The organism is Campylobacter blaseri, from assembly GCF_013201895.1.
Lineage (GTDB): Bacteria > Campylobacterota > Campylobacteria > Campylobacterales > Campylobacteraceae > Campylobacter_B > Campylobacter_B blaseri.
The window spans coordinates 1559922-1574513 of the sequence record NZ_CP053841.1; the positions used below are offsets into that span (position 1 = coordinate 1559922).

At 29.6% G+C, this 14592-nt stretch carries 17 protein-coding genes; 2 read left to right on the plus strand and 15 right to left on the minus strand.

Going from position 1 to position 14592, the window contains the following annotated elements; all coding sequences use genetic code 11:
* The 8 genes from CBLAS_RS07745 to CBLAS_RS07780 form a co-directional block, all read right to left on the minus strand.
* Nucleotides 1-780 carry a ParA family protein gene (locus CBLAS_RS07745; protein WP_106872235.1) on the minus strand — a complete coding sequence of 260 codons (780 nt, stop codon included), beginning with the start codon at nucleotides 778-780 and terminating at the stop codon, nucleotides 1-3.
* Complete coding sequence (locus CBLAS_RS07750; protein WP_106872237.1) at nucleotides 777-1412, minus strand: biotin--[acetyl-CoA-carboxylase] ligase; 636 nt, start codon at nucleotides 1410-1412, stop codon at nucleotides 777-779. The genes CBLAS_RS07745 and CBLAS_RS07750 overlap by 4 nt, the downstream gene beginning before the upstream one ends.
* On the minus strand, nucleotides 1393-2304 hold the full coding sequence (gene fmt / locus CBLAS_RS07755; RefSeq protein WP_106872239.1) for a methionyl-tRNA formyltransferase: 912 nt from the start codon (nucleotides 2302-2304) through the stop codon (nucleotides 1393-1395). The genes CBLAS_RS07750 and fmt overlap by 20 nt, the downstream gene beginning before the upstream one ends.
* A 3-nt stretch (nucleotides 2305-2307) precedes the next feature.
* Nucleotides 2308-3066, minus strand: coding sequence for a glutamate 5-kinase (gene proB / locus CBLAS_RS07760; protein ID WP_106872241.1), 759 nt, complete (start codon nucleotides 3064-3066; stop codon nucleotides 2308-2310).
* Nucleotides 3063-4097 carry a GTPase ObgE gene (obgE, locus tag CBLAS_RS07765; protein ID WP_106872244.1) on the minus strand — a complete coding sequence of 345 codons (1035 nt, stop codon included), beginning with the start codon at nucleotides 4095-4097 and terminating at the stop codon, nucleotides 3063-3065. Before obgE ends, proB begins: the two co-directional genes overlap by 4 nt.
* 98 nt (nucleotides 4098-4195) lie before the next feature.
* Nucleotides 4196-4453 (minus strand): 50S ribosomal protein L27, encoded by a 258-nt coding sequence (gene rpmA / locus CBLAS_RS07770; protein WP_106872246.1) that lies wholly within the window; start codon nucleotides 4451-4453, stop codon nucleotides 4196-4198.
* Nucleotides 4454-4463: 10 nt separating this feature from the next.
* On the minus strand, nucleotides 4464-4772 hold the full coding sequence (gene rplU / locus CBLAS_RS07775; protein WP_106872248.1) for a 50S ribosomal protein L21: 309 nt from the start codon (nucleotides 4770-4772) through the stop codon (nucleotides 4464-4466).
* A 262-nt stretch (nucleotides 4773-5034) separates the two neighbouring features.
* Nucleotides 5035-7845, minus strand: coding sequence for an FAD-binding and (Fe-S)-binding domain-containing protein (locus CBLAS_RS07780; protein WP_106872251.1), 2811 nt, complete (start codon nucleotides 7843-7845; stop codon nucleotides 5035-5037).
* Between the two features lie 169 nt (nucleotides 7846-8014).
* On the opposite strand from CBLAS_RS07780, the gene CBLAS_RS07785 reads away from it, so the two are divergent.
* Nucleotides 8015-8425 (plus strand): hypothetical protein, encoded by a 411-nt coding sequence (locus CBLAS_RS07785; RefSeq protein ID WP_172658211.1) that lies wholly within the window; start codon nucleotides 8015-8017, stop codon nucleotides 8423-8425.
* Between the two features lie 416 nt (nucleotides 8426-8841).
* Nucleotides 8842-10482, plus strand: a complete 1641-nt coding sequence (locus tag CBLAS_RS07790) for an L-lactate permease (protein ID WP_106872253.1) — start codon at nucleotides 8842-8844, stop codon at nucleotides 10480-10482.
* A gap of 58 nt (nucleotides 10483-10540) precedes the next feature.
* Here CBLAS_RS07790 and CBLAS_RS07795 read toward each other — a convergent pair whose 3' ends face one another.
* From CBLAS_RS07795 to CBLAS_RS07825, 7 genes are all read right to left on the minus strand, one after another.
* Nucleotides 10541-10975, minus strand: coding sequence for a hypothetical protein (locus CBLAS_RS07795; RefSeq protein ID WP_106872255.1), 435 nt, complete (start codon nucleotides 10973-10975; stop codon nucleotides 10541-10543).
* 225 nt (nucleotides 10976-11200) lie between these two features.
* Nucleotides 11201-11734: an imm11 family protein gene (locus tag CBLAS_RS07800; RefSeq protein ID WP_133169621.1), complete on the minus strand. Its 534-nt coding sequence runs from the start codon at nucleotides 11732-11734 to the stop codon at nucleotides 11201-11203.
* A gap of 156 nt (nucleotides 11735-11890) precedes the next feature.
* Nucleotides 11891-12028 carry a hypothetical protein gene (locus tag CBLAS_RS07805; RefSeq protein ID WP_157940034.1) on the minus strand — a complete coding sequence of 46 codons (138 nt, stop codon included), beginning with the start codon at nucleotides 12026-12028 and terminating at the stop codon, nucleotides 11891-11893.
* 49 nt (nucleotides 12029-12077) lie between these two features.
* Nucleotides 12078-12707, minus strand: coding sequence for a hypothetical protein (locus CBLAS_RS07810; RefSeq protein ID WP_106872259.1), 630 nt, complete (start codon nucleotides 12705-12707; stop codon nucleotides 12078-12080).
* A gap of 27 nt (nucleotides 12708-12734) precedes the next feature.
* Complete coding sequence (locus CBLAS_RS07815; protein ID WP_106872261.1) at nucleotides 12735-13391, minus strand: hypothetical protein; 657 nt, start codon at nucleotides 13389-13391, stop codon at nucleotides 12735-12737.
* On the minus strand, nucleotides 13391-13975 hold the full coding sequence (locus CBLAS_RS07820) for a hypothetical protein (protein WP_106872263.1): 585 nt from the start codon (nucleotides 13973-13975) through the stop codon (nucleotides 13391-13393). The genes CBLAS_RS07815 and CBLAS_RS07820 overlap by 1 nt, the downstream gene beginning before the upstream one ends.
* A 10-nt stretch (nucleotides 13976-13985) precedes the next feature.
* Complete coding sequence (locus CBLAS_RS07825) at nucleotides 13986-14591, minus strand: hypothetical protein (RefSeq protein WP_106872265.1); 606 nt, start codon at nucleotides 14589-14591, stop codon at nucleotides 13986-13988.
* Between the last annotated feature and the right edge of the window lies 1 nt (nucleotide 14592).

The window sequence follows — 14592 nt, forward strand, 5'->3', positions numbered from 1 at the left end:
TCACCCTAAAATACAATTTGCCAAATCTTGATAAGCAATACTACCAATAGATTTTGAATCATACAAAATAGCCGGCTTACCAAAACTTGGTGCTTCTGCTAACTTTACATTTCTTGGAACAACTACAAAATCATCACTATCTTTATATTTAAAAAGCTTATTCTCAAAGTGCTGTTTTAAATTTGCCACTGTCTCTTTTGAAAGATTATTTTGAGAACTATACATTGTAGGCAAAAACCCTTTTATAGATAGCTTTGAATTAATAGTCTTTTTTATAATTTTTACAGTATTTAAAATAAGTGCTAGCCCTTCAAGTGCATAAAACTCACATTGAATTGGTATGATAACACTATCGCTTGCACCTAAAGCATTTACAGTAATGCTTCCTAGTGTTGGAGGTGAGTCAATAATAATATAATCATACCTATTTAGCACTTCTTTAATCTTATTTTTCAAAATAAGCTTGTAATCACTATCTTGATCTGTAAATTCTTGCTCAATTCCTACTAGCCCTATATTTGATGGTGCTAGAAAAAGATTTGGAACCTCTGTTTCTAAAATAACCTCTGAAAGTTTTTTTCTATCTGTTAAAACGTGGTAGATGTTAAACTCATAATCATTTCTATTAAAACCAAAACCAGTAGTAGCGTTGGCTTGTGGATCAACATCAATTAAAAGAACTTTTTTACCAAGCATAGCCAAAGAGGCCGACAAATTAATGGCAGTTGTAGTTTTACCAACTCCGCCTTTTTGATTAGCAATGGTTATTACTTCACTCATCTTAAACTATACACCTTTTTATTATTTATCAAAATAGCGCCATCCTCACAGAGTTTTGCAAACTCTAAACTTATCTTTCTATTGCCGATATGTGAGAAGAATTTTCTTGATTTTTCGAATTCTAGCATAAACTTACTAAAAATTTGCTTCCATGAAATTTGTTTCTTTAGTATTTCAAAAAATTCAAAAACCAAAGAATTTATCTCAACATCGATATCCAAAATATCTCCAAATTCTGGACTATTTTTTAAATTAATGCCAATTCCACATATATATGTGCTTTTTATTTTATTTGTAATTAATCCGCCTATTTTCTTATTATTTATGTAAAAATCATTTGGCCATTTAACCCATAATTTTGAACCCTTGGAGGTTAAAATTCCTCTCATCAACATTGCAAAATATATACTAATTGATTGTGGTGGTATATCTTTAGAAATATCTTTTTCATCTATACAAAATGAAAAATGCAAATTCCCAAAGCTTCCTTCCCATGAATTTCCCCTACTTCCAATACCAGAAATTTGCTCAAAAGCTACTAAAAAATATGGCGGGCTAATAAGATTATTTTTAAATTTTTCAATTAATAATAGCTGTGTTGACTCACAACTATCAATAAATTCTATCGCCAACTTTTAGCCTTTTACCATTAATAAAATCTCTAGCTAAAATAGGTTTTTTTGATGGCTCTTGAAGCTCAAAAATCTCTACTTCGCCATCTTTAAACTGCACAGAAAAACTAACTTTGTCTATCGCTGTTATTTCCCCTAAATTTTCTGTTTTTTTACCCTCTTTTAACTTTATATCTAAAAGCTTAGTTCCATTTTCTAAAAAAATTCCAGGCCAAGGCTTAAATGCTCTAAATTTCCTCATTACTTGCTTTGCATTATCGTTAAATTTAACTAACCCATCTTCTTTTTTTATCTTTGTGCATTTTGTAACAAGTGATTCATCTTGTTTAATAGGCTTTAAACTTTCAAATTCATTTAAAACTTTTATAGTTAGCTTTGCTGCTAAAACAGATAACTTATCAAAAACCTCATCAGCATTAAGCCCTTTAATATTTAAATAAGAAAATGCGAGCATATCACCATCATCAAGCCCCACATCCATAAGCATAGCCGTTATACCTGTCTCTTTTTCGCCTGCTAAAATGGCACTTTGAATAGGGCTTGCGCCTCGGTACCTTGGAAGTATTGAGGCGTGTAAATTTATGCAAGGTGCTATGTCTAAAATATTTTTAGGCAGTATTTGCCCATATGCTGCAACTATTATAAAATCGGGTTTTAAATTTAAAATATCTTGATAGGCTTTTTCATCTCTTAGTGTCTTTGGTTGAAAAATAGGTATTTCTAACTCTTTTTCTAAAATAAATTTTTTTACGTCTGGTGGCGTTAATATCTTTTTTCTACTAACTGGCTTATCAGGCTGCGTAAAAACGCCAACAACTTCAAAATTATTTTTTAAAATTTCTTCTAAAATCACCTTTGCATAACTAGGTGTTCCCATAAAAACTATACGCATAAACTACCTTTTAAATAAAGTACCACCTATTTTTTTACCATCTAGTAAAAAAGAATAGGCATCTTTTAAATCAAAGCCACTTGTTAAAAACATAGATTTATTATTGTTGAGTAGAAAATTTGCAGCTTTTAGTTTTGTTACTATACCGCCTGTTCCAAACTCACTTCCAGCATCAGCTTTTAACTCAAGCTCTTCTTTTTTAAGACTTGGTACAAGTGGTCTAATTTTTGCATTTTTATTTGTATTTGGATTATCATCATAATATCCATCGATATCGCTTAAAATAACCAACATATCGCCATTAAAATAATAAGCAACATTTGCGCTAAGACTATCATTATCCCCAAAAACTATCTCTTCAATAGCCGTTGCATCGTTTTCATTTATGATTGGAAGAATTTTATTTTTGCAAAGTCCATCAACTAAATTTTTAGCATGGGCTGTAGCTTTTCTTGAGTCAAAATCCCTTGCTGTTAAAAGAATTTGTGCAACACTTATATCATATTTAACCATTATATCGCTATAAATTTCCATCAAATAAGCCTGCCCAACAGAAGCTAAAATCTGTCTATTTACAACGCTATCTTTTTTAATATTGACTTTATGTCCCCCTGCACTTATGGCACCCGAACTTACCAAAATTACTTCATATTTTTGCATAAGTTTTGCTAAAAAAGAGCATAAGTTTCCAACTCTTTCTTCACTAATTTTATCTTTATCACTCAAAACATGAGAGCCAACTTTTATAACTACTCTTTTCATTTTACCTCATTTAATAGCTCTAAAATAGAAAATTTAAGCTCTTTAATCCCTTCATTTGTAGCACTAGATATAGGCATAACAAAATATGGTTTATTAATATCGTATTCGTATATGTCTTGCTTTTTAGCAAATTTAAATTCTTCTAAAAATTTATTATAAATTTCATCTAAATTTTCACAAGCATCAATTTTTGTAATAGCTATAGCAAATTTTGATTTTGCTAAATTTGATGAGAAATTCTCAATCTCTTGCTTTAAAGAGCTGTATTGTTCTTTTAAATCCCTATAATTTGTTGCATCAAGCATAAATAGTAAAATTTTAGTTCTTTCTATGTGCTTTAAAAACTCTATTCCAAGTCCTCTTCCACCACTAGCTCCCTCAATAATACCTGGGATATCAGCCATTACAAAAGAGCTAAACTCATCAACTTCAACCATTCCAAGTTTTGGAGTTAGTGTTGTAAACTCATAATTTGCAATTTGAGGTTTTGCATTTGAGATTGTAGATATTAAAGTTGATTTTCCAACATTTGGAAATCCAACAAGCCCAACATCTGCAATTAGTTTTAGTTCAAGCCTTATAGGCTTTTCCTCACCAGGAAGTCCTGGCTGAGCATAGTCTGGTCTTTGATTTACTGAGTTTTTAAAATGGGTGTTTCCAAGCCCACCTTTTCCACCTTGTAAAAAAAGAACTTTTTCACCCTCTTTTGTTAAATCAAATAAAACTTCGCTAGTTTCTTCATCATAAACAACAGTTCCAGGTGGCACTGTAAGAATTAAATCTTCGCCTTTTTTACCACACATATTTCGGCCTTTGCCACCTACTCCATTTTGTGCTTTTAAAACTCTTTTACCTTTATAAAAAGCAAGCGTATGGGTGTTATTATCAACAAAAAAGTAAACATCGCCACCTTTTCCGCCATCTCCACCATCAGGACCGCCTAAAATGACATGTTTTTCTCTTCTAAAGCTAACACAACCTGCTCCGCCTTTACCTGATTTAACACTAAATTTGACACTATCAACAAACATAAATTACCTTAAAATTTTTAACTAGATTATATCTAAATATACTTAAATTGTGAGAAGTTGTATATAAAATGGGTGACCACTAAGAAGTGGTCTAAGAATTATTCTTCTGGATAAACAGAAACTTGTTTTCTAGTCTTATCAAATCTTTCAAATTTAACAAAACCATCAGTTAAAGCAAAGATTGTATGATCTCTTCCTATGCCAACATTATTGCCTGCATGAGTTGCAGTTCCTCTTTGGCGGATGATAATATTTCCAGCTCTAACAAATTCGCCACCAAACTTTTTAACACCTAAGCGGCGACCTATGGAATCACGATTGTTTTGAGTTGAACCCTGACCTTTTTTGTGTGCCATTATTTACTCCTTAGGCTTGTATATTTGTAACTTTAACGCGAGTATATTGTCTTCTAAAACCGCGTTTTAACTTTGAGTCTTTTCTTCTGCGTTTTTTATAGATAACAACTTTTTTGTCTTTACCTAAATTTACAACTTCTAAGACAACCTTAGCACCTTCTACAAATGGCGCTCCTACCTTTAACTCGCCGTCATTTACTGCTAAAACATCAGTAACTTCAACGATATCTTTAACATTAGCTTCAAATCTATCTAAATTTAGGAAGTCACCTTCACTAATTTTATATTGTTTTCCGCTGTGCTTTATAATTGCGTACATAAAGCTTTCCTTTTTTTGGTAGTAACTACTAAGCACTCCTAAGAGATTTAAAAGCTTAAATAGTCCAGAAAAGGGATTATACCATAATAAAATTAAATGCAACTTACTTCTAAGTATTTAATTTAAACATATTTTATAAACAGCATTGCTTTAAAGTGCTATGTGTTTAGTAAAACCACTTTAAAGCAATTTCATACAAAAATTTTAAGAATAAAATAGCCCTTTATAAAGATTCATATTTTAGCAAAACTTTAAATTTAATTTAACTAACATATAGCTCTTTACTACATTCATCAATCAAATAAACTATATGCATAAAAGGAATTCCACAAGAGTGACTAACGCCGATCTCACAGGTGCTAGAATTACTAAAACCACGCTTTAAATTAGCCGGTATGAACTTAAGTGTTTTTGTTGCACTCAAAGTAAGTTCAGGTGTAAAAAAGCCTTTATTTCCTGCAAAACCACAACAATCAATAGCTGTATTATACACATTTTTAGTTGTGCAAATTTTGGCTAAATTTTCAACCAAATCTCCTTTTCCTCTTTTTTTCATAGCGCACATTTTATGAACTATCAAATTTTCATCAATTTTTTTAATCTTTAATTTAGGCATAATTTCCTCTAAAAACTCGCACATATCAACTATCTTTAGCTGATTTTCATCTTTTAACTCATTTATCAAATATGTTGAACAAGCTCCATGATCAAGTATAATCTCATGCTTTCCACCCTCACTTGCTTCAAGAAGTATATTTTTTAATAAATCTTTATTTTTTGCACGAATTTCTTCATAATCCATAAAAGACTTTCCACAGCAGAGTTTATCAATCCCTTCTGGGTAAACTACACTAACTCCTGCTTTTTTACATACAGATTCAAAAACCTCTTGAATGCTTCTTTTATCAAATACTAACTTAGATGGTGCAAATCCGCGGTTCATACATGTTGTAAAATATATAACTTTTTTCTCTCCGAAATTTCTATTTTCTCGTTTATAGCTATTTTTAAGCGGAAGATACTCATTTGCATAAGGGAAAGGCATAAATGAGTTTATTTTTTTAGTTATAGCACTTATGTTTTTTGCACCAACTAAACTATAGCTTAAATTTGCTGTGCTTAGTCCAAATTTAGCTAAGTTTATAACTTTATCCATATTTTCATAAATTGCATTTGCGATTTTAAAACTTTTACTAGAATTTTTACGCCTTAAATTTATTGCAATTTGTGCTGTATCTATGCTCAATGGGCAATAAATTTTACACATAGAACAAGCTGCACAGGTTTCATCACCTAAATACTCATACTCTTTTTGAAGCTTATCTGCTTTTGTGGTTTCACCTATACTTTTTAGCCTATCTATCTCCCTGGTTACTGCTATCCTTTGCCTAGGTGTCAGAGTTAAAAATTTACTAGGACAAGCTTTTTCACAAAAACCACACTCCATACAAAAGTTAATATAATCTTCTGTTTCATTCATATTTTTTATATTTTTAATGTGAATTTCTTTATCGTAGCTTATAATAACATTTGGATTTAAAAGAGCTTTTGGATCAAAAGCATTTTTAATTTTTTTATTTATCAAATAGGCTTTTTTGCCCCATTCAAGTTCTACAAATGGTGCTACCATTCTACCTGTTCCGTGTTCGGCTTTTATGCTACCATTCATTTTAGTAACTTCATTAGCCATATCTTCCATTAAGTTTTTAAAATTATTGAACTCTTTTTCGTTGCTCAAATCTGGTGTTATCACAAAATGTAAATTCCCAACTAATGCATGCCCAAAAATAACACCATTTTTACTAAATCCATATTTTTTAAATAGATTAGTAATTAACTCAACCCCATCACAAAACTTATCTATCTCAAAGCATAAGTCTTCAGTTATAACGCTAGTCTTGCTTTTTCTTCTGCCTGCAACAATAGGAAGAATTCCTTTTCTGATTTTCCACCAACCATCATAAACTTTTGGATCGCTAGAATAAAGTGGCTCAAAAGCCATTTCATAGCTGCCTAAGGCATCTTTTATAGTTTTAACATTAGTATTAAGCTCATCTTCAAAATCGCTTTGTGTTTGTAGTAAAATAGCTGTAGTGCCCTCCTCTACCTCATAAACCTCTTTAGGAACACCATCAATTCCTCTTACGCTTTTTAAACAAGCATAGTCCATCATCTCAGCAGCCCCAACTATATCTTTAAGCTCTGTAAGGGCTATAATTGCCTTTGAGGCATCTGTTAGGCTTTTATAAAACAACAAACCACAGGCTTTGTATTTCTCATCAATAACACTATTATAAACTACTTCGCTAACAAAACCCAATGTTCCTTCACTTCCAACAAAAATGTGATTAATAATATCTTTTAATTCACTAAAATCCACAAATGAATTTAGTCCATAGCCTGTTGTATTTTTAATCTTATATTTTCTTTTTATAAGCTCTGTTAATTCTGCGTCTTTTAAAATTTCATCTTTTATATCAAGAATATCTTTAATCATGTTTGGTTTTTCTTTTATAAAATTTGCCACTGAAAGCTCATCAGAGGTATCTAAAATAGTTCCATCACTTAAAATAATTCTAATTGACTTTATAGTTTTATAGCTATTCTCATCTACGCCACAGCACATTCCGCTGGCATTATTGTTTACAATGCCACCTATTAGAGCTGTTGCTATTGTAGCTGGATCTGGTCCTATTTTTCTACTATAGTCTTTAAGAACATTATTTGCCTCTTGTCCTATAACACCACAACCAAGCCTTATAACACTACCATCTTCGTTTGTTTGTATTTTTTTCCAATTATCATTTGCTACAACTAACACATCTTCACAGCTTGCTTGACCTGAAAGGGAGCTTCCTGCTGCTCTAAAAGATAGTGGTGTTTCGTGTTTGTTAGCAAGCTTTATTATTTTTACTACTTCATCCTCATTTTGTGGAAAGACTACAACTTTAGGAATATAATGATAACAAGATGCTTCAGTCCCATAAGCAAAACACCTTAAATAATCATCAAAAACTCTATCTTTCATAAAATTTCTTACATTTTTAGTAAAACCAACAAAATCTTTTTTCATGACAGCTCCTTTAAAATTTTCTATAATTATTTATAGAAATTAATTATTTTATACTATAAAGAGGCAAAGAAAGTATTAAATTTTTATAACTATTTATATTTTTTAATCTTAAATTTACCAATAAAAAATATAATAGTTGCAAATATTTTAAAACCACAGGAGCTAAATTTTGAAAACAATTTATACATCGTTTGTCATAGTTTTTACCCTTTTTCTAAGCGGATGTAGTGTGTCAAACTGGAATCTTGGAAAAACAACTACAAAAGAGATGCCTCAAACAGAAAACAAACCTCAAGGAGGCCTTAAAGAAGAATCTGAAACAAAAAAAGCAGAAAACTCAAATTTTCATATAGATACCATAATAAACACATGGGGACAACCAACCTATGAAAGAACAAACCCACAAGGCAAAAAAGTCTATATTTGGGAAAACTGTAAACCAACAGGTGTATATATAGATAGATGTGACTCAAATGGATGTGAAACAGTTCCAGAAACTCAGTGTTGCGAAAGAGCCTTAGAAACTGACAATAATGGCTATGTTCAAAATCTAAAAGAAGCTATTAATAGCTGCATATAAACCCCATTTTTTAAATGGGTATTATGCAAAATCGCCTAAATACTTTCAACATTAAATAAAGTAAATTCTAAGTCCACTACATTTTAGCCAAGCTAACTTTAAAATATTTTTTGAATTAACATTATTTTAAATTCATTACATGTGTATTTTTGTAACACCTATAAATATTTTTTTTATATATTTTCTTTTTTAAAACCATTAATTTTAAAAAATATAGTACTTTTCTGCATAAAATTTTATATATATTCTCACTATCTTAAATAAATAGAAGTCCATAAAATGCCCCTAGCTCCTTTATTTTTATATCTCTTAATTTGCGTGTCTTAATTCATATTTCTAATTATAAATTTTAAGATAGCTTTTTAATAGTTTTAAATAATATATTTGTATATTTAATTTATTTGAAAGGCAACGATATGTATACCATACTTGCGTTTTTGCCCATCGTGGTAATCTTAGTTATGATGATTGGATTTAAAATATCATCAAAATACTCTCTTTTTATTGCCCTAGTTTTAACCTCTTGTATTGCTCTTTTTGTCTGGGATATGAATATAACCGACTTAAGTGCTTATGCAATTTACGGTTTTTTAAAAGCTTTTGATATTTTAGTAATTGTTTTTGGAGCTATTTTAATCCTAAACACACTAAAATCATCAGGCGGTATGAGCATCATAAATAAAGGCTTTAGTAATATCTCAACAGATAGAAGAGTTCAAGTAATCATACTTGGTTGGGCTTTTGGTGCATTTATAGAAGGTGCTGCTGGTTTTGGAACACCTGCTGCTTTAGCTGCACCACTTTTAGTTGGGCTTGGTTTTCCTGCTTTAGCAGCTGCTATGACTACTTTGATTTTAGATTCAACATCTGTATCATATGGTGCTGTTGGAACTCCTATTTTTGGGATACAAGGGGCTATAGGAAACCAGATTGAAAATGCAGGCTTAAGCCTAAATGTATTTATGCAAGATGTAAGTGTATATACAGCAATCATTCATTCAGTTGGTGGTTTTTTTATTCCCATGCTTGTAATTGCCTTAATGGTTAAATTTTTTGGCAAAAATAGAAGTTTTAAAGATGTTATACCTGCTATACCTTTTGCTATCTTAGCTTCGGTTTCATTTTTAATTCCTTATATATTTGCATCATTTTTCTTAGGTTTTGAGTTGCCATCTCTTTTAGGGGGGATTGTATCTTTGGGGGTGCTAGTATTTGCTGCAAAGCATAATTTTTTAACACCTAAAGAAAATTGGGATTTTCCACCTAAAGAAGAGTGGAAAAATGAATGGACTGGTTCCGCACTAAAAAAGACAAAAGAGGTACAAGGCAGTCAAAACATATCTTTATTTAAAGCATGGTTGCCATATATATTAATATCTATCATACTTGTAATAACCCGTATACCTGCACTAGGCATAAAAGGTCTTTTGACATCTATGGCTATAGACTTACCTGAAATTTTTGGAGTTAGCGGAACCGTATATTCTTTCAAATATGCATACTTGCCTGGAACAATTCCATTTATACTAATAGCACTTGTAACAATTTATCTTCATAAAATGACAAAAGAAGAAGTAAAAGAGAGCTGGAAAAATACATTCTCCCAAGTATCAAAAGCGGTTATTCCCCTTGTAGCTGGTGTAGCAATGGTGCAAATCATGCTACATACAGATCAAAACCCACACGGACTTGATACAATGCTTAAAATGATGGCTAAGTTTTTTGCTGAAATTTCAGGAGAAGCTTATGTTGGCGTTGCACCAAATATTGGAATTTTAGGAGCATTTTTTTCTGGAAGCAATACTGTTTCTAACATTCTTTTTTCGGGATTACAATTTGATGCTGCAAATTTAGTTGGGGCAAGTCCTGCTGTAATCATTGCTCTTCAAAATGTTGGTGGTGCTATTGGTAATATGATTTGTGTAAACAACATAGTAGCAGTATCTGCAACAGTTGGCTTACTTGGGAAAGGTGAACACAAACTACTTACCTACAACACTCTGCCTTGCATTATTTATATGTTAATAGCTGTTGTAGTTGGGTATTTTTTACTCTGATTTAAACTATTTCTAGGAGAAGTTCTCCTAGAAATTAAATATAAGTCCAAAATTTTATCTAACTACTCCATTGAATTTTTGCCTTAGTTCGGTTTTGCTCATTTAGCAAGATTTCATCTGGCTTTACATCTAAAATACAAAAATTTACATCTTGATACTGGTTATTTCCAGCTGCTTGAAGCATGTGCTGAGTGTAGTATTTAAGTTTTTGCTTACTTCTTGAAATTATTGCTATGTTTTTATTTCCTTGTCTTATTAAGCTGTTTATACTATCGTAAAAACCACCATCATTTCCTTTTAAGGCTGCAGGTCCTGCCATAGTATCAGGAATAAATCCATAAGATGGAATCTCTACAATAGTCCAGTCTATAACTCCGTTATCTGTTTGACATTCAGTAACAATAGATACAATAATATTATTTTTTTGACTAGCACAACCACCCAAAAGCAAAGACACTACTAATAAAATTAAAATCGTTAAAAAATTTTTCATTTTTTCCCTTTTTTGTGAATTTATAATTTATCTATATTGCATTATTAGTTTAAACTCTCATTTAAGTTTAAATATAAATTTACATAAGAGAAACTAAATGTTATTAAAAGTAGTAGTATTTGTTTTAGCATTTAATTTCTCTTTAAATTTTTTGTTTATATTTTAATTTACTATAAAGCTTTTATATCCATATCTTTTTCTATACAAACATCTTCCTTAATTCTTTTATGGATACATCTTCTCTTTTTTATATGTTACACCAGTTACTTTTGCTTTTACCATAGCTTTTTTTAAATCTTGTGAAACATAATTTTTTAAAGTATTTTCTAGTAATCTTATAAAATGTTTATCTTTTGTTTTTTCTGCTGATAATCTATCAACCATAATATCTCCATCACTAGTTAATATAGTTAGTTCTTCATTTAATACATCAAACATATGTGGCACAGGTTTAAATCTTGGAACATAAGCATCATCTAAAGAAGAGCCATCTTTGCTTTCTACTTTTAAATGTATCCACTCTATCTCATCTTCTCCTACAAATTCATTTATAATATCTCTTAACTTTTTACTAAATATGGGACGAATTCTACTACCTGTATAGTCTTTTAACTCCCCATTTACCATTTTAAGTTTATATGGATATTCTAAAGGTAGTTTATATATATCTTCTTCCCAAAAATCAAACTCATGACCCTTTTCTATAGTTGCATAAAGTTTTCTGTCATCTTCTTGTAATAGTTTATAAAATTGCCTCATTATTTCCATCCCTCCTTATACATTAAACTAGGATTTTCTCTAACTGGTTTTTTAACATACTCTTCATAAAGTTTTAAAAATTTATCTTTATTATTTCCGGCAATAATTACTGAATTATCTTTCTTTCTTAATTTTACTATATAATTGCTACCTTAATTATCTATCTCCTTTAGTTGCCATTATATTTTTTGAATTTAAATATTGGTTTGTCTGCAAATTTACATCTAAATTCAGATATAAATTTGCATAAGAGAAACTAAATGTTAGTAAAAGTGATAGTATATGTTTTAGCATTTAGGTTCTCTTTTTATTTATTGTTTAGCTTTATTTCTACTTAATAATTTTAAATCCCTACCCATTCATTTGCACATTTTAATACTATTTCAAGATTATCTAGGCTTGAGTATGCACTAAATTTGTCTTTACTAGCCTCTATACTAAACCAGCTTTTGTCTTTATTGTTAGCAATGTCTAAATTTGTTTTTCCTGTAAAATTTGAAATTTCTAAACTAACCTTATCTTGAATGCTAAATTTGAAATTTATATCTTTATGGTTATTTTTCCAGGAGAGTAGTTTTTTCATATAATGACCATAAAAATCATCTGTTCTTCTTTCATTAAAGGTAAAATATCTATTTTTTCTTAAATTTCTAAGCTCTTTTGAAGCTTCTAAATTCCAATCAAATAAACCAGAAAAGTTTTCACCATTTACTATATAATCCTCATATTTAAATACATTATAAAACTCATCTTTACTAAATTTAGAAAATGCCCAGTATTTTGGAATTTGTGGGTTTAAAATTTCAAATAGCGAAGCTAGATAAAATAACCCATCTTCTAAAAGATAAAATACATCGTCTTTTACAAAAAGCACTCCATAAACTTCAAATTCATTTCCAAATTTCACAATGCTTTTACGATTTTCTTTACTGCTATCTTTAAATTCATACTCTTTTATAGCTTTTACTATCATCTCTTTCCCTTTCTGCTAATTACCAATTCAAACTCCTACCCATTCATTTGCATATTTTAATACTATTTCAAGATTATCTAGGCTTGAGTATGCACTAAATTTGTCTTTATTAGCCTCTATACTAAACCAATTTTCATCTTTATCATCAACAATATCTAAATTTGTTTTTCCTGTAAAATTTGAAATTTCTATACTTACACACTCTGCAATATCAAGTTTAAAATTTGCCTCTTTGTTCTCTTTACTCCAAGACATTAATTTTCTTAGATGATTTCCATAAATTCCCTCTTCTTTTATTTTATCTGTGTGTTTATACATAACTTGTATAGCATTTAGTAAAATATTAATATCTTTGGGAAATTCGTTCCATCCTATATTAAAAAAATGTTCATATGTATTTTTAGATAACTCATCATATGAACAAATATATCCATTTTTATCATTTAAAAAAGTTTTTGCAAATATCCAATTATTTGGCAACTCTGGATCAAGTATTTCAAACAATGACGCCAAAGCCCAACAATATGATCTAAAGTCATCATTAGAACATACTAAAAAATATAACTCATCTTGTAAAAGCAATATTCCATATACATCATATTCATCTCCTTTTTCTACAACTGAGTTAAAACTAAGTCCTGCTATAACTTCCATCTTCCTATCTTCTAATGCTTTAATTCTCACTAATTATCCTTAAATTTGTAATTTCGCTTTAAATCCAAAATTTTAGTCACGTAAAAATCATTTTCTTTAGATAGTGTTGGCATTGTTTTATAAAGTTTATCCAAATTTATAGATTTAATTAATCTTTCATTTTTCAAATCTCCACAAATACCTATAAATTTGAGATTTTTAAAATTTGAACCCATAAATTTACCTTTAGCGAAATACCCACCTTCAAATCTTTCATAAGATATATAAAGTAAAACTTGGTGCAAAATTTCATCTTGGTTTAGTTTAATAAACAGGCAATGCTCTAAATTACTAAATTCATTAACTATATCAAAAATGCTAAAACCAAATTTTAAATCATACTCATCTAAATTTATATCCAAAAAGCTGTCTTCATCATTTTTTGTTTTATATATACATAAAACTGCTCTAAAATCCACATCTATTTTTCCTAAAAAATCAAATTTTAAACAATCACCATTATAGTGTTTATAAGCATACTCCTTTATGACATCTTTTAAAATAGAATTACCGCTAAATGTAACTTCGCTATTTTTCAAAGATTCATTTTTTAAAATATATTCGCTGTTTTTCATTTTTAATCATCTATATTAAATAAAGTTCATTTTCATTAGCTATGTCGCTATATTTAAAAACTAAGCTCTTATCCTTAAAATATATTGGAAAAGAGCAATCATAATTACTAATCAAGCAAATCTCATCTTTTGGAAACAAAAAATAATTTATAACCAAATTCTCCCTTAAAATAAAGGTAAAAAGTAGTTTTAAAATCTCTTCATCTTCTACACAAAAGTATGAACAATTTTTGCCATAAAAATTCATATATTGATGAAGCAACAAATACTGAAACTTTCTATCAATGCCTATATTTAGATAGTCTAAAAAGTATTCATATCCTACATTAAACAAATTTGTATTAACTATGCAATTTTTATCATTTTGCCTAAAAACCTCTAAAATAAACTTAAGATAGCTATCCTCTTTAGTCATTTTAAAATAATCATCATTTAAAAGTTCAAGCCTATCATCATTTTTGATTAAAGTTTTTTCAAACATAGTTAAAAGTCTACTTGTATGATTTTCACTCATCTTTTCAACTATTTTATCAATATCATCGCTAATCAACTCGCAAAACTTATCTTGTATTTCTTGTAAATTATCAATACTTTTTATTATTGGTAAATTTTTCATC